The sequence below is a fragment of the Agromyces sp. NPDC057865 genome (assembly GCF_042796995.1).
GTDB lineage: Bacteria > Actinomycetota > Actinomycetes > Actinomycetales > Microbacteriaceae > Agromyces.
Genome location: NZ_JBHVMJ010000001.1, coordinates 540,225 through 559,197, shown reverse-complemented (window position 1 = coordinate 559,197; position 18,973 = coordinate 540,225). Strand labels below are relative to the sequence as shown.

17 protein-coding genes are annotated in these 18,973 nt (G+C 71.2%); 8 read left to right on the top strand and 9 right to left on the bottom strand.

Translation table 11 applies throughout. The annotated features are described in order from the left end of the window. Nucleotide 1: 1 nt before the first annotated feature. Together ACFVN5_RS02565 and ACFVN5_RS02560 are read left to right on the top strand one after the other, a co-directional pair. Nucleotides 2-1,087 carry an ABC transporter permease gene (locus ACFVN5_RS02565; RefSeq protein ID WP_376953058.1) on the top strand — a complete coding sequence of 362 codons (1,086 nt, stop codon included), beginning with the start codon at nt 2-4 and terminating at the stop codon, nt 1,085-1,087. Continuing rightward, nucleotides 1,084-2,184 (top strand): ABC transporter ATP-binding protein, encoded by a 1,101-nt coding sequence (locus ACFVN5_RS02560; protein ID WP_376953057.1) that lies wholly within the window; start codon nt 1,084-1,086, stop codon nt 2,182-2,184. The genes ACFVN5_RS02565 and ACFVN5_RS02560 overlap by 4 nt, the downstream gene beginning before the upstream one ends. Before the next feature lie 43 nt (nt 2,185-2,227). Here the strand turns inward: ACFVN5_RS02560 and ACFVN5_RS02555 are convergent, their stop codons facing one another. Next, nucleotides 2,228-2,950 (bottom strand): MarR family winged helix-turn-helix transcriptional regulator, encoded by a 723-nt coding sequence (locus ACFVN5_RS02555; protein ID WP_376953056.1) that lies wholly within the window; start codon nt 2,948-2,950, stop codon nt 2,228-2,230. A gap of 98 nt (nt 2,951-3,048) precedes the next feature. Between ACFVN5_RS02555 and ACFVN5_RS02550 the strand changes: the two genes are divergently transcribed. After that, entirely contained in the window at nt 3,049-3,807 is a 759-nt protein-coding gene (locus tag ACFVN5_RS02550; RefSeq protein WP_376953055.1) for a MarR family winged helix-turn-helix transcriptional regulator, read from the top strand. Nucleotides 3,808-3,859: 52 nt separating this feature from the next. Here the strand turns inward: ACFVN5_RS02550 and ubiG are convergent, their stop codons facing one another. The 7 genes from ubiG to ACFVN5_RS02515 form a co-directional block, all read right to left on the bottom strand. Next, complete coding sequence (ubiG, locus tag ACFVN5_RS02545) at nt 3,860-4,630, bottom strand: bifunctional 2-polyprenyl-6-hydroxyphenol methylase/3-demethylubiquinol 3-O-methyltransferase UbiG (RefSeq protein ID WP_376953054.1); 771 nt, start codon at nt 4,628-4,630, stop codon at nt 3,860-3,862. Nucleotides 4,631-4,697: 67 nt separating this feature from the next. Next, nucleotides 4,698-5,300 (bottom strand): nucleoside deaminase, encoded by a 603-nt coding sequence (locus tag ACFVN5_RS02540; RefSeq protein ID WP_376953053.1) that lies wholly within the window; start codon nt 5,298-5,300, stop codon nt 4,698-4,700. 11 nt (nt 5,301-5,311) lie between these two features. Beyond that, nucleotides 5,312-8,494, bottom strand: a complete 3,183-nt coding sequence (locus ACFVN5_RS02535) for an ExeM/NucH family extracellular endonuclease (protein WP_376953052.1) — start codon at nt 8,492-8,494, stop codon at nt 5,312-5,314. Between the two features lie 161 nt (nt 8,495-8,655). Beyond that, nucleotides 8,656-9,456 carry an ABC transporter permease gene (locus ACFVN5_RS02530; RefSeq protein WP_376953051.1) on the bottom strand — a complete coding sequence of 267 codons (801 nt, stop codon included), beginning with the start codon at nt 9,454-9,456 and terminating at the stop codon, nt 8,656-8,658. 9 nt (nt 9,457-9,465) lie between these two features. Further along, on the bottom strand, nt 9,466-10,380 hold the full coding sequence (locus ACFVN5_RS02525; RefSeq protein WP_376953050.1) for an ABC transporter permease: 915 nt from the start codon (nt 10,378-10,380) through the stop codon (nt 9,466-9,468). 118 nt (nt 10,381-10,498) lie between these two features. Next, nucleotides 10,499-11,677, bottom strand: coding sequence for an ABC transporter substrate-binding protein (locus ACFVN5_RS02520; RefSeq protein ID WP_376953049.1), 1,179 nt, complete (start codon nt 11,675-11,677; stop codon nt 10,499-10,501). An 84-nt stretch (nt 11,678-11,761) separates the two neighbouring features. Further along, complete coding sequence (locus ACFVN5_RS02515; protein WP_376953048.1) at nt 11,762-12,811, bottom strand: ABC transporter ATP-binding protein; 1,050 nt, start codon at nt 12,809-12,811, stop codon at nt 11,762-11,764. A 117-nt stretch (nt 12,812-12,928) separates the two neighbouring features. Between ACFVN5_RS02515 and ACFVN5_RS02510 the strand changes: the two genes are divergently transcribed. The 4 genes from ACFVN5_RS02510 (at nt 12,929) to ACFVN5_RS02495 (ending at nt 17,250) form a co-directional block, all read left to right on the top strand. Beyond that, nucleotides 12,929-13,735 (top strand): FadR/GntR family transcriptional regulator, encoded by an 807-nt coding sequence (locus ACFVN5_RS02510; RefSeq protein ID WP_376953047.1) that lies wholly within the window; start codon nt 12,929-12,931, stop codon nt 13,733-13,735. Further along, on the top strand, nt 13,732-14,541 hold the full coding sequence (locus ACFVN5_RS02505) for a hypothetical protein (protein WP_376953046.1): 810 nt from the start codon (nt 13,732-13,734) through the stop codon (nt 14,539-14,541). Before ACFVN5_RS02510 ends, ACFVN5_RS02505 begins: the two co-directional genes overlap by 4 nt. Nucleotides 14,542-14,579: 38 nt before the next feature. After that, the gene (locus ACFVN5_RS02500; protein ID WP_376953045.1) at nt 14,580-15,134 is read left to right on the top strand and encodes a hypothetical protein; all 555 of its coding nucleotides are present in this window, start codon (nt 14,580-14,582) and stop codon (nt 15,132-15,134) included. A 202-nt stretch (nt 15,135-15,336) separates the two neighbouring features. Beyond that, on the top strand, nt 15,337-17,250 hold the full coding sequence (locus tag ACFVN5_RS02495; protein ID WP_376953044.1) for a substrate-binding domain-containing protein: 1,914 nt from the start codon (nt 15,337-15,339) through the stop codon (nt 17,248-17,250). 45 nt (nt 17,251-17,295) lie between these two features. Here the strand turns inward: ACFVN5_RS02495 and ACFVN5_RS02490 are convergent, their stop codons facing one another. Next, nucleotides 17,296-17,955, bottom strand: coding sequence for a TetR/AcrR family transcriptional regulator (locus ACFVN5_RS02490; RefSeq protein WP_376953043.1), 660 nt, complete (start codon nt 17,953-17,955; stop codon nt 17,296-17,298). A gap of 105 nt (nt 17,956-18,060) precedes the next feature. Here ACFVN5_RS02490 and ACFVN5_RS02485 point away from each other — a divergent pair, with 105 nt between their 5' ends. Then, the gene (locus ACFVN5_RS02485; RefSeq protein ID WP_376953042.1) at nt 18,061-18,966 is read left to right on the top strand and encodes an alpha/beta hydrolase family protein; all 906 of its coding nucleotides are present in this window, start codon (nt 18,061-18,063) and stop codon (nt 18,964-18,966) included. Nucleotides 18,967-18,973 lie beyond the last annotated feature (7 nt).

Sequence of the window (18,973 nt, the reverse complement as noted above, 5' to 3'; positions counted from 1 at the left end):
CATGACCGTCGACATCACGCTCATCGAGGAGGACCAGGTCACCGGTCCGTCCGGTGCACCGGTGACCGGCGTCATGCCGTCGGTGCCCCGCCGCCGGCGTCGCCCCGGCCGGTTCGTGTTCCTGCGCAACTCGAAGGCCGTCGCGGGCCTCGTGATCCTCGGGTTCTTCACGCTCATCGCGATCATCGGCCCGTGGATCGCGCCCTACGACCCGAGCGCGCAGAGCGACGACATCCTGCAGCCCCCGTCGTGGGAGCACTGGATGGGAACGACCCACCTCGGGCAGGACGTGCTCTCGCAGCTCATCGTGGGCACCCGCGGGGTCATGGTCGTGGGCTTCGTCGCCGGCATCCTCGCGACGTTCATCGGCGTCGTGGTCGGCGTGACCGCCGGCTTCATCGGCGGTGTGGGCGACGAATCACTGTCGGCGCTGTCGAACATCTTCCTCGTGATCCCGCAGCTGCCGCTCATCATCATCATCGCCGGGCAGCTGCCGAGCGCCGGCGGGCTCACCGTGGCCGTCGTCATCGCCGTGACCGGCTGGGCGTGGGGCGCCCGCGTGCTGCGCGCGCAGACGCTGTCGCTGCGCAAGCGGGACTTCGTCGAGGCGGCCAGGGCCAACGGCGAGCGCACGTGGCGCATCGTCATGGCCGAGATCCTGCCGAATCTCACGGCGATCATCGCGTCGGGCTTCGTCGGCACGGTCATGTTCGCGGTGCTGTCGCTCATCACGCTCGCGTTCATCGGCATCGGATCGGGCGGCGACTGGAACTGGGGCACGATCCTGTTCTGGGCGCAGAGCCAGCTCGCGCTGCAGCGCGGCGCCTGGTGGTGGTTCATCCCCGCCGGGCTCTGCATCGCGCTGCTCGGCATGGCGCTCACGCTCATCAACTTCGGCATCGACGAGTTCGTCAACCCGCGCCTGCGCTCCACGGGCCTGCACGCCCGCACGCTGCGCAAACGCGGCATCCGCCCGCGGATCGGGTTCACGCCGGTCGTGCACCGGGCAGCTGGGGCGGGGGCCGGCACCGCGGCATCCGTTGCTCGCTCGACATCAGCACCGCTCGCGAAGGAGGACCGCGCATGACGCTCACCACCCCCGCCGGACACGGCAGCGCCCTCGTGCCGGTGAAGGACCCGGTGCTCGAGATCCGCAACCTCTCGGTCGACTACGGCTACGACGCCGACCCGGTGCACGTGCTGCGCGACGTGTCGCTGACGCTCGGACGCGGCGAGGTGCTCGGGCTCGCGGGCGAGTCGGGCTGCGGGAAGTCCACGCTCGCGTACGCGGCGACGCGGCTGCTGCCGCCGCCGGGGCTCATCACGGGCGGCGAGGTGCTCTTCACCGACCGCGACGGCACGACCACCGACATCCTGCGCCTCGACGACACGCAGCTGCGGGCGTCGCGCTGGCAGGACCTCGCGATCGTGTTCCAGGGCGCGATGAACTCGCTCAACCCCGTGTTCCGCATCGGGCGGCAGATCGCCGACGGCATCCGTGCCCACCGCCCCGGGGTGTCGCAGCAGGAGGCGCTCGAGCGCTCGGCCGAGCTGCTCGAGCTCGTCGGCATCTCGCCCGACCGGCTGCGGTCATACCCGCACCAGCTCTCAGGCGGCATGCGCCAGCGCGTCATGATCGCGATGGCGCTCGCGCTCGACCCGCAGGTGCTCATCATGGACGAGCCGACGACCGCCCTCGACGTGGTGATGCAGCGGCAGATCGTCGAGCAGATCGCGGACCTGCGCGAGCGCCTCGGATTCTCGGTCGTCTTCATCACGCACGACGTGTCGCTGCTCATCGAGATCGCCGACCGCATCGCGATCATGTACGCCGGCGAGATCGTCGAGGACGCGCCCGCGCTCGACATCTACCACCGCCCGCGGCATCCGTACTCGTCGGCGCTGCTGCACTCGTTCCCGCCGCTGCGCGGACCGCGGCGCGAGCTGTCGGGCATCCCGGGCTCGCCGCCCGACCTCGCGCGCCTCGGCGCCGGATGCCCCTTCCGCGACCGGTGCGCGTTCGCGTTCGACGCCTGCGCGACCGTCGATCCCGGGCTCACGATCCCCGACGTCGCCGGCGACGACCCGCGCCGCGCGGTCGCCTGCCTGCGGCACGACGCGGCCGCCGTGCGCGCCGCCGGGTTCGAGCCGCAGCCCGTGCCCGTGGAGCTGTCGCTGCGCTGACGGGCAGAGCGCGCACGACTCGGCGCGCGGCATCGGCGCGCGGTCAGCCGTGCGTGCGGCCCCACGCCTCCGCGAAGCGCGTGAGGAGGCGGGCGAACTCGGCGCGGTCCTCGTCGGAGAAGTCGGCGAGGGCGCGCTCGATCGACGCCCGACGGTGGTCGAGCACCGATGAGAGCGCGGTGCGTCCGCCGTCGGTGATCACGAGGATGCTGCGGCGCGCGTCGTTCGGGTCGACCTCGCGCCGCACGTAGCCGGCGTCCACCGCGGCCTGCACGAGCCGGCTCGCACGGGGCTGGTCGACGCCGATGGCGGCGGCGACGTCGCCCACCGAACTCGGTCCTCGGTGCGAGAGCACCATGAGGAGGCGCATCGCCGCGTGTCCGCCGCGGCCTCCTGGCCCGCCGTGCCGAACCGGACCGCCGTGGTCGTGGTGCGCGTGCGAGCCGAACGGGCCGTCGTGATCCTCATGCCCGCCCGGCCTGCCGCCCCAGCCGCCGGGACCGCGTCCGAACGGGCCGGGGCCGAAGCCCGGGCCGCCGGGCCCGCCGGGGCCTCCCGGCCCGAAGGGTCCGGGCCCCCAAGGACCGCCGGGTCCGCGCCCACGGAACGCGCCGAGCGCCGCCTCGATCGCCGCGATCGGGTCGGACGCATCGTCGCCGCCCGAGCCGCCCGAGCCGCCGCTCCCGCCTGATCGGCCGCCCCTCGACCCACCCGAGCCGCCCGAACCTGAGGATCCGCCGAGTCCGCCTTGACGACCTGCGCTCATACATGTCATCCTACATATACATGTCACATGACATGCAATATCGAATGGACGCGCATCGCGCGCCGGGCGCCCACACGGCGCACCGAGGAAGGAACACCATGACCACCGATCAGATCAACCCCGATCAGCCCGACCGCCCCGACGAGGAGCCCACCGCGGCATCCGCGGGCACCGACCGCCCCTTCGGCTTCTGGCTGAAGGTCGTCGACCGTCGCCTCTCCGAGGAGATGGAGGCGCTCTTCGCCGCCGACGGCATCACGCGCCGCGACTGGCGGCTGCTCAACCTGCTCGCCGGTTCGGCGACGGACGAGCGGCTCGCCGAGCGGCTCCGCGCCAAGCCCCACGCCCTGCACCACCTGGTGGAGCGCGGCTGGGTCGAGGGCGTCCCGCCCGTGCTCACCGAGTCGGGTCGTGAGGCGCTCGCGCGCCTCGAGGAGCAGGTCTCCACGCTCCGCGAGCGCATCGCCGGCGCGGTGCCCCCCGAGGACTTCGCGACCACGCTGCGGACCCTCGAGGCCGTGGCCCGCGAGCTCGGCTGGGACGAGTCGCAGCCGATGCCGCGCGGCAAGCGCGGCGGACGCCGGCACGGATGGGGCCACCGCCACGGCTTCGGCCGTCGGTTCGGCGCCCCCCACGGGTTCGGCGCCCCCCACGGATTCGACCCCGAGGCCGCTCACGGCTTCGGCCCGCACGGCTTCGGCCGTGAGGGTTTCGGCCCGCGCCCGGGCTTCGGCCCGCGTCCCGGCTTCGCCGGACATCCCCAACAGGACGTCCACGTCCACGTGCACGTGCACGAGGACCGGAAGGGCAAGGGGCGCGGTCACCGTCACCACGGACGGCCGCACCCCGAGGCCTGACGCCGCCGCACGGAGCCGGGAGCACGCCACGCGTGCTCCCGGCTCCGTCGTGTCACCCGCGACGCACCGCGAAGCCCATGTACGACAGGGCGAGCGACTCCACGCGACCGAAGTCGAGGCGGCGGCTGAGCTCGCCGTAGCCGATCCGGCCGCGGCGCGTCGCGCGCAGCGCCCCGACGATCGTCGGCCATGACGCGCGCGGCGCCAGCCCGGCCAGCTCCCCGAGCTCCAGGCCGTGCCGGTCGAGCGTCGCCTCGAGCTCCTCCGGCGTGATGAACATCGACCACTCGTGGATCGACGTGTCCACGATGCGCGTGAGCCGCCACTCCTGCATCGCCCGGATCGCGAGCAGCCGGCTCAGGCGCGTGCGGTTGATCGTGTCGAAGAGGTACAGCCCGCCCGGCCGCAGGACGCGAGCCGTCTCGGCGACCACGCGGTCGAGGTCGCGCACGTGCTCGAGCACGTCGCAGCAGGTGACGAGGTCGAACGCGGCATCCGGGAACGGCAGCTGTTCGCCGACGCCGACCACGTACTCGATCGCCAGCCTACCCTGCGTCGCGTGCGCGCGGGCCGCCTCGATGGCGACCGACGACGGATCGATGCCCGTCGCGGTGAAGCCGAGGCCGGCGAGCTCCTCGGTGATGAAGCCCGCGCCGCATCCGATGTCGAGTGTGCGGCCGCCGGCCGTCCCGCGTCGCCCGAGCACGTCGCGGAAGTACGCCATGCGCCCCGGCGTGCAGCTGCCGTGCAGCATGTTCAGCGGGTTGTCCTCGTCCCACCAGCCCGCCCCGAGCCGGTCGTAGACCTCGTTGTCGATCGGCATGCGATCCCTGCGATCCCCGCCCGAACCCCGATCCGCACCCGCGCCGACGTGAATGCCGCGGCCGCCGCTAGACCCCGCCGGCCCCGCGCGCGTTGTAGACGACGGCGTCCGACGCGCCGAACGCACGGAACACTTCGATCGCCTCGTCGTACCCGACCCCGATCGAGACGCGGATGCCGCGACGCTCGAACTCGCCGATCCAGTCGTCGTGCATCGGCCCCTCGTCGAACCCGGTGAGCTCGTCGACCTCCGACCCCTCGCCGGCGATGGACAGCGAACGGACGCCCGACCACATGGTCGCGCCGTAGCACATGACGCACGGGCGCCAGTTGACCACCAGCTCGAGGTCCGCCCCGTCGGCGCCGAGGTCCCAACGCCCGAGGCGCTGCTGCGCGAGGCTCAGCGCCATGACCTCGGCGTGCAGCGAGCTGAGGCCGGAGGCGAGCACGACGTTGACGCCCACCGACACGAGTTCGCCGGATGCCGCGTCGACGACGACCGCGGCGAACGGCCCGCCGTTACCCGCCCGCCAGTTCTGGTCGGCGAGGCGGTTGGCGAGGGCCATGCGCTCGGCTTCGGTCGCGAGCGGACCCTTCGCAGTGAGGGTCGGCAGCTCCTCCACGAGCCACGCCGGCAGCGTCGCCCGGAACTCACTCGCGAAGCTGTCCATGTCCCGTCACCTCACGGCGCCACGCGGATCGTGACCGTCTGGGTCGTGGCGTTGCCCGAGTCGTCGGTCGCTTGGAACGTTACCGCGTAGGTCGCGCCCTGGCGAGCGAGCACCTCGACCTCGGTGTCGGAGACCTTGCGGATCTCCGCCTTGTGGCCGGTGGCCTGAACGCCCACGACCTCTACCGTGACATCGGCGTCGACGTTGTCGGTCGCCGCGACGTCGAACGTGATCGAGCGCCACTTGGCGTTCGGCGGGAAGACGACCTCGTTGGAGGCGGTGACGGCGAGCTCGGGCGCGACGACGTCGAGGTCGAGTCCCACGACGACGGGATCGTGATCGCTCGAACGCCACTCGTCGGGCGCGAAGAGCGCGTCCTGCGCCGGCTTCTTGAACGTCATGTCGTAGTCGATCAGGCTCGGCTCGTCGGAGTTGATGTGCCACGGCTCGGCTCCGGTGATCCGGTCGACGATGCTCGTGCCGCCGAGCGCGTAGTCGAGGTATCCGAGCTGGCCGTCGAACACGTAGGAGTACGCCTCCTCGCCCTGGAACTCGCGCACGAGGTCCGTGTACCCGGCCGCGCGGAACGCGTCGATCGGATCCTCCTTGTCGTAGGAGTTCAGGTCGCCCATGATGAGCTCGTTGCCGGCTCCCTGGCCCGTCGGGTCCCCGGCCAGCCACTTCGAGAGCGCCTTCGCCGCCTTCGTGCGGGTGACGTTGCAGTTGCCTGCGCCGTCGCCGAGGTCGGGGTCGCCGACGTCGTTGCAGTCGGAGCCCTTCGACTTCAGGTGGTTCACGACGACCGTGACCTCGCCGCCGGCCTGCAGGTCGGTGAAGGTCTGCGCCAGCGCCGGGCGGTTGAAGTCGGTGTCGAAGTCGGCATCGACCGACGAGTCGAGCACGGCGTGGGCGCCGGTGGGCGCCACCTCGCTCGGCTGGTAGATGAGCGCCGTCGTGATGACGTCGGTGCCCAGCACGCCCGTCGAGATGAAGTCGTAGGTGCCCTCGCCGACCTCGTCGTTGAGCGCGTCCACCAGGGTGCCGACCGCGACGTCGCCGTTGTTCTCGATCTCGATGAGGCCGACGATGTCGGCGTCGATCGCGGCGATCGCCGAGACGATCTTCGCCTCCTGGCGCGCGAACTCGGCGGCGTCGTTCGCGCCGCGCGAACCGAGCGTCGTGAAGTAGTTCAGCACGTTGAAGCTCGCCACCTTCGTCGTGCCGCCGACCTCGGGCACCGGGTTCGCGGCGCGCGTGTTCACGGCCTGGTAGTCGGCCCCCTGCGTGGGCTGCACGGCCCACGTGTCGAAGCGGTAGTCGAGCACGCCGGTCGCGTTCGCGACGAGGTCGCCGCCGCGGAACGAGTTCGCGAGCGTGAAGATGTCGCCGTTCGGGTGGATCGCCGGGTCGGGGTTCTCCTCGCTGCGGCCGTCGTCGAGCGTGATCGAGTCGAGCGCGTTCGCCGCCGCCAGGGCCGTCGCCGGCTGCCCCGGCTCGACCACCGCGGTGGGCGTCATGTGGCGCTCGCTGCCGAGCGTGATCGTGCCGAATCGGCCGTACTCGAAGAACTCGAGGATCGAGAGCGACTGCGGCAGGGTGACGCGCATGCCCTCGAGCGACTCGTAGACGTCGGGCGACGCGGCCGGCAGGGTGATCGCGGCGGGCGCGGGAAGCGGAGCCCCCTGGTCGCAGACCGAGTTGGCGGTCGCCGTGACCTCCGTCATGCCGAAGAACTCGCTGACAGTGCCGGCGATGTGCACCACGTCGCCGGCGGCGACGTCGAGGCCGGTCGGCGCGTAGACGAAGACACCGTCGGAGGTCGCGGCGTTCGCGTCACCGCCATCCTGCAGGTAGTAGCCGTCGAAGCCGCCGACCTGGAAGTCGCCGGTGACGACGCCCTCGATCTCGACGGATGCACCCACGACCGGCGACGCGGCGCCGGCACCCTGCACGGAGCCGATCGTCACCACGGGTGCGTCGCAGTCGGCCGGGGGGAGCGGCACGATCACGACCGTGAGCGAGTTGCGGACCCCGGGGGTGTTGGCCGCCTCGCCGCTGACGAGCGTGCCGGCGTTGCCGGGGATGCCGGCCTTGTCGAAGTCGTTGCGCACCCAGTCGGCCGTCGAGTCGGTGTCGGCGCCGTCGGGGATGCGCGAGGCCGCGCCGACCGTGAAGGCGCCGCCGTCGTACGAGGCGGTGAGCACGGTGCCGCCGTAGGCGCGGTCGCTCGGCCCGCCGTCGTGGACGGCGACCGCGTCGACGATGTCGAGGCCGTCGATCTCGTCGATCGCCCCGTCGTCGTTCGCATCGAGGTCATCCCCGAGGGCGCCGGCGAAGCCGGTGACGAGCAGCAGCGACATGGTGCCGTTCTCGAGGGCGTTGGCGGGGAGCCAGGCGAGCGAGCGGCCCTCGTCGTCGGGGGCGCCGAACGAGATCACCTCGTCGACCACGCCGAGCGAGGTGCCGGCGTCGCCCTCGATCTCGAGCACGCGGACGCCGCTGAGGTCGGTGCCGGGCTCGGCGAGCAGTTCCACGTACTCGACGTCGGTGCCGGCCGTGGAGGCCGAGAACTCGTTGATCACCGTCGGCTGCGGACCCGCTTCGCCGCAGGTGTGGGAGCCGAGCCCGTCGAACGTGTTCGACGCGAACCCGATCCACTCCACGGCGGGGTCGAACGCGTCGTTCGGGTTCGTGTCGCCCGTGCACACGGACGCCGCACGACGCAGCGTGTTGTCCATGGTGGAGGTCAGGCCGGTTCCCCACTCGGTGCCCGGGTCGAAGCCGACCTGCCCGAGCGAGTCGACGACGTTCGTGCCCTTCCAGAGGACGATGGCGTCGTCGCCGTTCCACAGGCCGGCCCCGGTCGTCTGGTCGGCGAACGCCGCGAGCAGGTTGTCGGCGAAGACGAACGTGTCGCCGGCGCCGACCGTGCCGTTGAGCACCTGGTTGACGTTCGCGGTCGTGCCGCCGTTGAAGTACACCCGCAGCGTGTAGGCGCCGAGGTCGATCGGGGCATCCGTGGGGTTGTAGATCTCGACGGCCTTGTTCGTCGACGAGCCCTCGACGTACTCGCTGATGAACACGTCGGCCGGGACCGCGGCCTCGGCGGCGGACGCCGGAGCGGCGGCCAGTCCGACGGCGAGCAGCGACGCTGCGACGACCATGGCGGTGACAGGGCGGACGGACCGGATCATCGGAGCTCCCCAGCTTCATCGCGCGGGGGTGCCGACGTGCCCCCCGAGACCTCGTCAGACTAGGGGACCGACGTCGAGCGGTGGAAGGGTCCCGTGGGTGAAGGGTCGGTGAATCGCGCGGATGTGCGCGGCGACGCGGCATCGGTGCACATCTGCGCAGCTCAGCGCCGCTGCTGCTCCGACCCCGACAGCCGTTGCGCGATGTAGATCGGCACGATCGACACGACGACGAGCACGACCGCGATCACCGAGACGATCGGCGCCTGGTTCGGCCGGAACATGTTGTTCAGGATGAAGATCGGCAGCGTCGTCACGCCCGACCCGGCGGTGAACGTCGTCACGATGATCTCGTCGAACGAGAGCGCGAAGGCGAGCAGGCCGCCCGCGAGGAGCGCCGAGCGCAGCTGCGGGAACGTCACGAGCCGGAACGTCGTCCAGACGCCGGCGCCGAGATCGCTCGACGCCTCCTCGAGGTTGGTGCCCTGCCGGCGCAGGCGTGCGATGACGTTGTTGAACACCGTCACGATGCAGAACGTCGCGTGCGCGATGACGACCGTCCAGATCGACAGCGGCACGCCCATGATCGTGCGGAAGAAGTTGTTCAACGCGATACCGGTGATGATGCCGGGCAGCGCGATCGGCAGGATCACCAGCAGGCTGATGGCGTCGCGGCCGAAGAACGAGAACCGCTGCAGGGCGAGCGAGATGAGCGTGCCGAGGATCAGCGAGATCAGCGTCGCGATCGCGGCGATCTGCACGCTGGTCCACACCGCCTCGAGCGCGCCCGCGCTCTGGAACGCGCGGCCCCACCACTCGAGCGTGAAGCCGGGCGGCGGCCAGGTCAGCGACGTCGAGGTCGAGAAGGAGTTCACGAGCACGACGAGCAGGGGCACGTAGACCACGACGAGGATCAACGCCGTGACGATGCCGAGCACCGTGCGGGAGAGCCGTGAGAGTCGCATCCGTCGCCCCTAGAGGTTGTCGAGGGCGCCGGTGCGGCGCACGAGGAAGAGGTAGCCGAAGATGATCACGATCGGGATGAGCGCGATCGCCGATGCGAGCGGCAGGTTGTTCGCCGCGCCCACGTTCGTGTAGACGAGGTTTCCGAGCATCTGGCTCGCCCCGCCGACGATGTTCACCGTGATGTAGTCGCCGAGCGAGAGCGAGAAGCTGAAGATCGTGCCCGCGATGATCGCGGGGAAGATGAGCGGCAGCACCACGAGCCGCAGGGTGGACCAGGTCTTGCCGCCCAGGTCGCCGGACGCCTCGAGCAGCGAGTCGGGCACGCGCTCGAGTCCCGCGTAGATCGGCAGGATCACGTACGGCAGCCAGAGGTACGAGAGCGTGATGACGGTCGCCGGGAGCCCGTACCCGGGAGTGTGCCCGCCGAAGGGCGCGAGGAGCCACTCGAGGATGCCGTCCTGCGACAGCACCGACCGCCACGCGTACGCCTTCACGAGGTACGACGCCCAGAGCGGGGTCAGCACCATGATCACGAGCACGCGCTGCATCCGCGGCGACGCGACCTTCGCCATGAAGAACGCGATGGGCAGCGCGAGCAGCACGTCGATGAGGGTGACGAGCAGCGCGACGCCGAGCGTGCGCAGCGTCACGACCTGGTAGAGCGAGCCGGTGACGACCTCGATGATGTTGTCGAGCGTGAACTCGGTCGTGATCTCGCCGGTGAAGCTGTCGACCGACCAGAACGCGGTGACGAGCAGCAGCGCGAGCGCCACGATGTAGACGACGACGAGCCAGAACAGCGGCGCGGTGAGCAGGAAGGCCAGTCGCGCCCTGGGATGGGTCGCGAGGAAGGCCGACCCCTTCCGCGCGAGCGTGTCGCGGGGGGATCGGATCGGTTGCCTCGTCGGGGCGTTCGTCGTCATGGATTCCTTTCGGATCCCGGTGGTCGAGTAGCGCCGGCCGGAGGCCGACGCGTATCGAGACCCGTCGTGGCGTCTCGATACGCGTCGCCTCCCGCGCCGCTACTCGACGACCGGAATGTCAGCCCTTGATCTCCGACCAGGCCTCGGTCCAGGCCGCGTAGTCGACGCACTTCACATCGGTGCGACCGTCGACGCAGTCCTCGATCGGGGTGGTCCAGTACCAGATCTGCGACGCGTAGTCGGCGTCACCGGCGTGGTACGCCTCGCAGTCGTCGCGGAACTCGCAGGCCTCGTCGCTCGAGGGCGCCTCGCCGAAGTACGAGGTCGCCGTGGCGTTCGCCTCGGGGCTCGCGATGTAGTCGAGCCACGCGTACGCGCAGTTCGGGTTCTTCGCCTGCGACGAGATCATCCACGTGTCCGACCAGCCGGTCGCACCCTCCTCGGGCAGGACGACGTCGGTCGTCGCACCCTCGCCCGCGAGGGCGTTCTGGATGACCTGCCAGGTCGTGCCGACCACCGAGTCGCCGGTCGTGAACGCCTGGATCTCCTTGAGGTAGTCCGACCAGTACTCGCCGACGTGCGCGCGCTGGGCCTTCAGCAGGTCGACGGAGGCCTGGAACTGCTCCTCGTCGAGCGCGTAGGGGTTCTCGATGCCGAGCTCGGGCTGGTGCGCCATCAGGTACACCGCGGCATCCGCGATGTAGATGGGCGAGTCGTACGCGGTGACCTTGCCGCTGTAGTCGCCGGCCTTGTCGAACACCACGTCCCACGAGGTGGGCGCCTCGGGGAAGACCGTCGTGTTGTACATGAGGAGGTTCGCGCCGTAGCCGTGCGGCACGCCGTAGGGCACGCCGTCGACCGAGTTCCACTCCTTCTCCTTGAGGAAGTCGTAGACGTTCGCGTAGTTCGGGATGAGGTCGGTGTTGACGGGAGCCACGTCGCCGGCGGCGATGAGCCGCAGGGTCGCGTCGCCCGAGGCCGACACCACGTCGTACTCGCCGGTCTTCATGAGGTTGACGGCCTCGTCGGAGGTGCCGAACGTCTTGGTCGTGACCTCGCAGCCCGTGTCCTCCTCGAACGGCGTCACCCAGTCGACCTCGGGGTCGTTGGAGCCGTCCTCGACATAGCCGGGCCAGGCGAGGATCGAGACCTGGCCCTCCATCTCGCCGAGCTCCTCGGCGGCCTCGCCGCCTCCGGAGCCGCCGGCCTGGGACGTGCCACAGGCGGTGAGCAGCGCGACCGAGGCGATCGCGAGCCCCACGGTCGCGCCGCGAGCGGCGGTGCGCATTCGCATCATGGTTCTCTCCTTGTTCTGTGCAGTGCAGGTGGTGCAGTGATGTGCAGTTGCAGGTGCGGTGGGCTGGTCCGGTGGGCGGATGCCTCAGCCGGAGATCCCGGGGAGCACGCCCGGTCCCAGGGGCACGACGTCGTCGTCGTGCCATGAGACGACCACCCGGTCGCCGCGCTCGTCGTCATGGACGCGATCGCGGTCGTTCTGTTCGAGCACGCTGACGCGCGTGCCGTCGTCGAGGTCGACGACGAGCCGCACGCCGCTGCCGAGGTAGATGGCCTCGACGACGGTGCCCGCGACGTTCACCACGCCCTCGCCCTGGAGGCCGTCGCGGGTGACGGACATCTTCTCGGGGCGGACCGAGTGGTGGCCGTCGCGACCGAGGATCGTGCGCGACCGCTCGTCGTCGAACAGGTTGGAGGTGCCGACGAAGTCGGCCACGAAGCGCGAGGTGGGCTGCTCGTAGAGCTCGGCCGGCGTGCCGAGCTGCTCGATCCCGCCCGCGTTGAACACCGCGATCCGATCGGAGAGCGTGAGCGCCTCCTCCTGGTCGTGGGTCACGAAGATGAACGTGATGCCGAGGTCGCGCTGGATCTGCTTGAGCTCGACTTGCATCTGCTCGCGGAGCTTGAGGTCGAGCGCGCCGAGCGGCTCGTCGAGCAGCAGCACCTTCGGCTCGACCACAGTGGCGCGGGCGAGCGCGACGCGCTGGCGCTGGCCGCCCGAGAGCTGCGACGGCTTGCGATCCGCCATCTGCTCGAGGCGCACGGAGGCGAGCGCCCGGCGGGCGCGCTCGCTGCGCTCCTTGCGGCCGATGCCGCGCACGCGCAGGCCGTAGGCGACGTTGTCGAGCACGTTCATGTGCGGGAACAGCGCGTAGTCCTGGAACACCGTGTTGACGTCGCGGTCGAACGGGGCGCGCTTGGTCACGTCGGTGCCGAAGAGCTCGATGGTGCCGGCGGTGGGCTGCTCGAACCCCGCGATGAGCCGCAGCACGGTGGTCTTGCCCGAGCCCGACGGCCCGAGCATGGAGAAGAACTCGCCCGCCGCGATCTCGAGGTCGACGTGGTCGACGGCGGTGACGGCGCCGAACTCCTTGGTGAGTCCGGTGAGCCGGATGGCCGGCTGCTGGTCGGTCATGACGCTCTCCCCTTCGATGTGCGTTCGTCTAAATCATATGGATCCAGATGTCTACGTCCAGTCCTGCGTGTTACGGTCTTGTCACGGATTTCCAGACGCCGGGTACGGGAGGAACGGATGCCGCAGGCGACGGGACGCACGGATGCCACGCGCGCGGTCGTCTTCTCCCCGCTCGACGGGGCCGGTCGCGCCGAACTCGTCGAGCAGCGACTGACCGACGCGATCGTCGCCGGCGTGCTCCGCGACGGCGAGCGCCTGCCCAGCGAGTCCGACCTCGCGCGCAGCCTCGGCGTCGCCGTCGTGACGGCGCGCGAGGCGCTCGTGGCCCTGCGCGAGAAGGGCCTCGTGCAGACCCGGCGGGGCCGCGACGGCGGCAGTTTCGTCACGCACGACCGCGACGCGGCCGCCCGCATGGTCGACGACCGCGTGCGCGCCCTCAGCCGCATCGAGCTGCGCGACCTCTCCCTGCACTACGCCGCGATCGCGGGCATGGCGGCCGAGATCGCCGCGGACCGCGCGAGCGAGGACGACCTCGCGAGCCTCGTCGAGGTGGACGCACGCGCCGACCTCACGACCCCCGGCGGAGCCCGCCGCGCGGTCGGCCGCTTCCAGCTCGAGGTGGCCGCCGTGAGCCAGTCGCCGCGGCTCGTGCACGAGGAGCTGCGCCTGCAGGCGGAGGCCGGGCCCTTGCTCTGGCTGTGCCTGAGGGAGCAGTATTCACGTGATCGCAGTCGCACCGCTCGACTCGAGGTCATCCAGGCGATCCGCGACGTGCAACCCGAACGTGCACGGCGCGTGACCACCGACCACATCGCGTCGGCCGTGGAGTGGCTCATCGACGAGAAGGTGCGCCTCGAGCAGGCGCCGACGCCGGACGCCGTCGAGGCTTCCGGGACTGCAACACCGGAAGGAGGGAGGCCATGACCGTCACCGTCGACGTCGCCGCCGAGCACATCGCGCGGCGCATCGCCTCCACGATCGACCCCGTCTTCGCCATGATCGACGGCTGGCGGGACGTGCTCGAGCGCGAGCTCGAGGGCCCGTTCGCGGGTGCCCTGACCGGGGCATCCGAGCCCACCGCCGCCACCCTCGACCCCGTCGTGGCCGCCCTCGTGAGCGCCGAGCTCGAGCGCGACGGCACGCTCATCACGGGCGCCGGCTTCGTCGCCGCACCCGGCTTCCTCGTCGATGCGCCCTGGCACCTGGCCTGGTGGCTCAGCGGATCGAACACGTTCGGCGCCGGACCCGATCCGAAGCTGCGACGATTGGAGGTCGTGAGCGATCCCGATTCCGAACAGTTCCGCGACTACACGACCCTCGAGTGGTGGCGCGTTCCGGCGCGCACCGGGACGCGGCACCTCACCGGTCCCTACGTCGACTACCTCTGCACCGACGACTACACGGTCACGATCACCACGCCCGTGCGCGTGGGCGGCGAGATGGCGGGCCTCGTGGGCACCGACCTCTACGTCGCGCGACTCGAGGGCGTGCTGCTGCCGGTGATCCGCGAGTCGGGGCATCCGTGCACCCTCGTCAATGCCTCGGGACGCATCGTCGCGTCGACCGACGCGCGCCGGGCCACCGGCGCGCTCCTGCGCCTCGACGGCCTCGCCGACGCGCTCACGCCGCTGCGCGACGACGCCACGGCAACGGATGCTGCGAGCCTCCCGGGCGGCGAAGCCGTCGTCCCGTGCGGGGACACCTCGCTCGCGCTCGTGCTCGAAGCGTGACGGCGCTCGGCCGCAACGGACGAGGGGTGGGCTCGGCCGTGACGATCACGATCCGCGAGAAGCGGCGCCGCCGGCAGCGGCAGCGGGCGCTCGCGTACCTCGGCGTCACCGTCGCCTGGGCGCTCTCCATCTGGGTGAGCCAGTTGCTCTCGCCGCCCGACTGGCTGCACCTCATCGCCCTGTTCGGGCACCTCGCCGCCCTCGTCGTGGGGCTCGGCGCGGTGCTCGCGATCGACTGGCACGCGCTGCTCTGGGCCACCGGCTGGAGCTCCGTGCGCGAGCTGCGCCAGGCCGACCGCACGCTCATCCTGCCGATCTGGGTGGGCCTCTTCGGGTTGCTCCTGACGGGTGCGCTGCTCGAGCCGCACCTCGACAACCCGCTCACGATCATCAAGATGGTCGCGGTGCTCGTGCTGTCGCTCAACGGGGTCGCACTGACTCGCTGGACCGCCGACCTGGCCCGGGTCCCCCCGACGGCCAGGTACGGCCAGCTGCCCCGGGCGGCCCGCGTCGGGTTCATGACGAGCGCCATCGTCTCGCAGGTCGCGTGGTGGACCGCGGTCTTCATCGGCATGTTAAATGCCACGACGTGAGCCGCTCGACGCGACGACCTGAACGCCTCCCGAATGCTTGCTGTGTACACGCTCGGCTTCTCCACAGGGTTCTGAGATAGGCTCACGACGATCCCAGTACCCCCGGACTGAAGGATTCTTCGATGCGCCACGCATTGGACGCCCGTTCCGCTCACACTGACCGCCTGCCCTACCCCGGCCCGTGGCGGTACGAGGCGACGCCATGAGCGCGGGCCTGCCATCGCGCAGCAGCGACCGTCGACAGCTCCGGGAGGAGCGCCGGCGGCGCCGTCGGCGCGTCGTCTGGATCTCGGCCGCGGCAGCGGCCGCCCTCGTGCTGCTCGTCGGAGGCGGCGTCACCGCCGCCGTGCTCATGAACCAGGACAACGGCCAGCCCGAGACCACCGCGTCGACGCCGAAGCCGGCCGAGCCCGTCGTCTTCGAGGACGACGTGCCGGCCACCGCGCAGGGCGCCGAGCCCTGCACGCAGGTGAAGGTGCTCGCCTCGCTCGAGAACTCCGAGATGGTGACCAAGCTCGCCGAGGGCTACAACGCGCAGCCCCGCGACATCGACGGCAACTGCGTCAACGTCGTCGTCACGAAGGACAAGTCGGGCCTCGCGGCCGAGGACGCCGCGGCGAACTTCAAGAACCTTGCCGAAGACGAGCGGCCCATCGTCTGGATCCCCGACGCGAGCTCCTGGCTCTCGGTCGCGCGCTACAGCGGCGGCGGCGCGAGCGTGCCGAAGGCGGCCGAGAGCATCGGGTACTCCGACATCGTGCTCGCCATGCCGAAGTCGCTCGCGACCGCCATCGGCTGGGACCAGACGCGCCCCACGTGGGACGACATCTTCTCCTCCGCCGACGACGAGAACCTCTGGACCGACCTCGGCCACCCCGAGTGGGGATCGTTCAAGCTCGGCAAGACCAGCCCGCTGATCGCGAGCTCCGGCGAGGCGGCGCTGCTGGCGTCGTACGGCTCCGCCGCGGGCTCCGTCGCCGACCTCACCGCCGACCAGATCGAAGACGAGAAGATCACCGACGAGGTGCGCCAGCACGAGCTGAGCACGAGCCACTACATGGCGACGCCCGAGCACTTCCTCTGGCACGCCCGCCAGGCCGCCGACAACGGCTCGGTCGCCGACTTCCTCTCCGCGGTCATCGTCGACGAGAAGTCGGTGTGGGACTACAACCGCGGCATCACGAGCCGCGACGGCGTGAACCGCATCGAGAGCACGCCCCCGGCCGAGCCGCTCGTGCCGATCTACCCCAGCGACGGCTACTACATCGCCGACAACCCGGGCGCCGTGCTCTCGGGCCCGTGGGTCGACGAGACCGAGAAGGCCGCCGGCGCCGACTTCATCCGCTTCGCCCGCACCAGCCAGGGCCAGCAGATCGTGCGCGACACGGGCTACCGCGACCTCAACGGCGGGCTCAGCCCGATCGTGCAGTCGGTCGGCCTGCTCGGCGACCCGACCGAGAACGGCGGGCTCCCCTTCCCCAGCCAGCGCGTGGTCATCGCGGCGCACGACGCGTTCCCCGACGTCCGCAAGCGCGCCCAGCTGCTCTTCCTCGTCGACGTCTCCGGCTCGATGGACGAGCCGATCGCGACCGGCGAGACGAAGCTTGCCGCGGCGAAGGACGCCATCACCGAGGCGCTCGGCCACTTCTCGGCCGGCGACAATCTCGGCCTCGCCGCGTTCTCCTCGGTCGACGACGGCCCGATCACGCCGGGAAACGTGAGCCCCGTGCAGGACATCGGCGACACACGCCCCGACTTCCTGCGCGCACTCGGCAGTCTGCAGCCGATCGAGTTCACCCCGCTCTACGCGGCGGTCGACACGTTCGCGCACGAGCAGGCGGCCAACTTCCAGCCCGACCGCATCAACGCCATCGTGCTGCTGAGCGACGGCAAGAACGAGACGATGGGCCCGACCATCGACGCCAACCAGATGATCGAGAACCTCAAGGCGCTGCACCACGACACGCCCGTGCTCATCTTCACGCTGGCGTACGGCGCCGACGCGGACGTGGCGACGCTGCAGTCGATCTCCAGCGCCACGGGCGCGCACTACTACGACGCCACCGACCCGACCAAGGTCAGCGACGTGCTGGGCGACCTCGTCACGAGCTTCTAGCGGGCTCGGGCGGCGGCGCGGCGCACCTGCGCCGCCGGCGCGCGCTCAGGCCGCGAGGTCGTCGACGTCGAGGAATCGGCGCACGACGTCGTCGGGTGCACCGGCCGCCAGGAGGCGCGGCGCGATCGCCCGGCGGGCCAACGCATACGGCGCGGGCGACCCCGACATGACCGACTGCGCGTTCGCCGCGTCGAGGAGGGCGACGAACTCGAACGCCAGCAGCGCGGCATCCGTGCCGGCATCGAGCTCGCCCTGCTCGATCGCGTACCCGACCGAGATGCGCAGGTAGTCGTTCCAGCTCCGGTAGGCGGCGGCGATGGCGTCGCGCACGGGGCCGGGCTTCGCGTCGAAGTCGACGAGGGCCGCGGCGAAGAAGCATCCGCCGGGGAAGACGCGGTCGCGCGAGTACGCGATCCAGGCGTCGAGCAGGGCCGCGATGCGGCGCACGCCGCGCGGTTCGACGCGCGCGGGCTCGAGCACGTGCTCGCGGAACCGCTGCGCCGCCGCCTCGACGGTCGCCAGCTGCAGGCGCTCCTTCGAGCCGAACAGCGTCGCGACGCCGCTCTTGCTCACGTCGGCGGCCGCCGCGAGGCGGCCGATCGAGAGTCCGTCGAGCCCCTCGACCGACGCGAGGTCGGCCGCACGCTCGAGCACGACGCGCCGCGAGGCGTCGCCGCGGAGTCGTCGGCCGTCGACCTGGTCCATGTCTTGTAGTTTACGCACGATCGTACGTATAGTGTACGTACGATCGTTCGTATTGATTGAAGATCGACCCGCGGATGCCGCGAGCCACGACCATCGGAGGCCGTCATGAACCCCGCCACCACCCTCGCCGTCTCGGCGCTTCGCGCCGCCGACCGGGTCTCCCCCTCACTCGCCGGGCGCCTCGCCCTGCCGCTGTTCCGCCAGGTGCGACCCGTGCTGCCCGTACGTCCGAGCGACCGCGCCGTGCATGCGGACGCCGAGGGCGGCACGATAACCGTGCGCGGCCGCGAGGTCGTCACGTACTCGTGGGGCCGCGGGCCCGAGACGGTGCTCGTCGTGCACGGCTGGCGCGGTCGCGCGTCGCAGTTCGGGCCGATCGTGCGGGAGCTGCGCGCCGAGGGCTTCCGCGTCGTCTCGTTCGACGCCCCGGCGAACGGCGCCTCGGCCGGGCGGCACACCGACATCCGGGACTACCTCGCGGGCATCGAGGCGATGCAGCGCCGCCATGGGATGTTCAGCCTCGTGATCGGGCACTCGTTCGGCGCCCTCGCGACGCTCACCGCCGTGCGCGATGGCACGGCGACCGGCGGCGTCGTCGCGATCGCCGGCATGGGCGACGCCCGCTACCTCGTCGACTCGTTCGCCGACCGCGTCGGCATCGGCCACGCGAGCGCCGACGTGCTCGCCCGCGAGTTCTCCCGGCGCGTCCTGCCCGACGTCGCGGAGCCGTTCGTGCGGGTCGACGCCGTGTCGAACCCGCTGCCCGACGCCGTCCCGCTGCTGCTCGTGCACGACCGCGCCGACCGCGAGGTCGCCGTCGCGGAGTCGCTGCGCCTGCACGACGCCCACGGCGGGCGCTCGCGGCTCGTGCTCACCGAGGGTGCGGGCCACGCGCGGGTGCTCGGCGCAGATGCGACGCTCGACGCGGTCACGGCGTTCGCGCTGGGCGGGCTCGCGGGCGTCGACGCGGTCGGCCTCGGCGAACGCTCGGTGCCCGCGGCATCCGCCTGAGTCAGGA

Coding starts and splice junctions, on each gene's coding strand:
- ACFVN5_RS02495 (WP_376953044.1), top strand. CDS start 15,337: ATGAGCGCGGGCCTGCCATCGCGCAGCAGCGACCGTCGACAGCTCCGG.
- ACFVN5_RS02520 (WP_376953049.1), bottom strand. CDS start 11,677: ATGATGCGAATGCGCACCGCCGCTCGCGGCGCGACCGTGGGGCTCGCG.
- ACFVN5_RS02515 (WP_376953048.1), bottom strand. CDS start 12,811: ATGACCGACCAGCAGCCGGCCATCCGGCTCACCGGACTCACCAAGGAG.
- ACFVN5_RS02540 (WP_376953053.1), bottom strand. CDS start 5,300: ATGGACAGCTTCGCGAGTGAGTTCCGGGCGACGCTGCCGGCGTGGCTC.
- ACFVN5_RS02530 (WP_376953051.1), bottom strand. CDS start 9,456: ATGCGACTCTCACGGCTCTCCCGCACGGTGCTCGGCATCGTCACGGCG.
- ACFVN5_RS02565 (WP_376953058.1), top strand. CDS start 2: ATGACCGTCGACATCACGCTCATCGAGGAGGACCAGGTCACCGGTCCG.
- ACFVN5_RS02555 (WP_376953056.1), bottom strand. CDS start 2,950: ATGAGCGCAGGTCGTCAAGGCGGACTCGGCGGATCCTCAGGTTCGGGC.
- ubiG (WP_376953054.1), bottom strand. CDS start 4,630: ATGCCGATCGACAACGAGGTCTACGACCGGCTCGGGGCGGGCTGGTGG.
- ACFVN5_RS02485 (WP_376953042.1), top strand. CDS start 18,061: ATGAACCCCGCCACCACCCTCGCCGTCTCGGCGCTTCGCGCCGCCGAC.
- ACFVN5_RS02535 (WP_376953052.1), bottom strand. CDS start 8,494: ATGATCCGGTCCGTCCGCCCTGTCACCGCCATGGTCGTCGCAGCGTCG.
- ACFVN5_RS02525 (WP_376953050.1), bottom strand. CDS start 10,380: ATGACGACGAACGCCCCGACGAGGCAACCGATCCGATCCCCCCGCGAC.
- ACFVN5_RS02510 (WP_376953047.1), top strand. CDS start 12,929: ATGCCGCAGGCGACGGGACGCACGGATGCCACGCGCGCGGTCGTCTTC.
- ACFVN5_RS02560 (WP_376953057.1), top strand. CDS start 1,084: ATGACGCTCACCACCCCCGCCGGACACGGCAGCGCCCTCGTGCCGGTG.
- ACFVN5_RS02505 (WP_376953046.1), top strand. CDS start 13,732: ATGACCGTCACCGTCGACGTCGCCGCCGAGCACATCGCGCGGCGCATC.
- ACFVN5_RS02550 (WP_376953055.1), top strand. CDS start 3,049: ATGACCACCGATCAGATCAACCCCGATCAGCCCGACCGCCCCGACGAG.
- ACFVN5_RS02490 (WP_376953043.1), bottom strand. CDS start 17,955: ATGGACCAGGTCGACGGCCGACGACTCCGCGGCGACGCCTCGCGGCGC.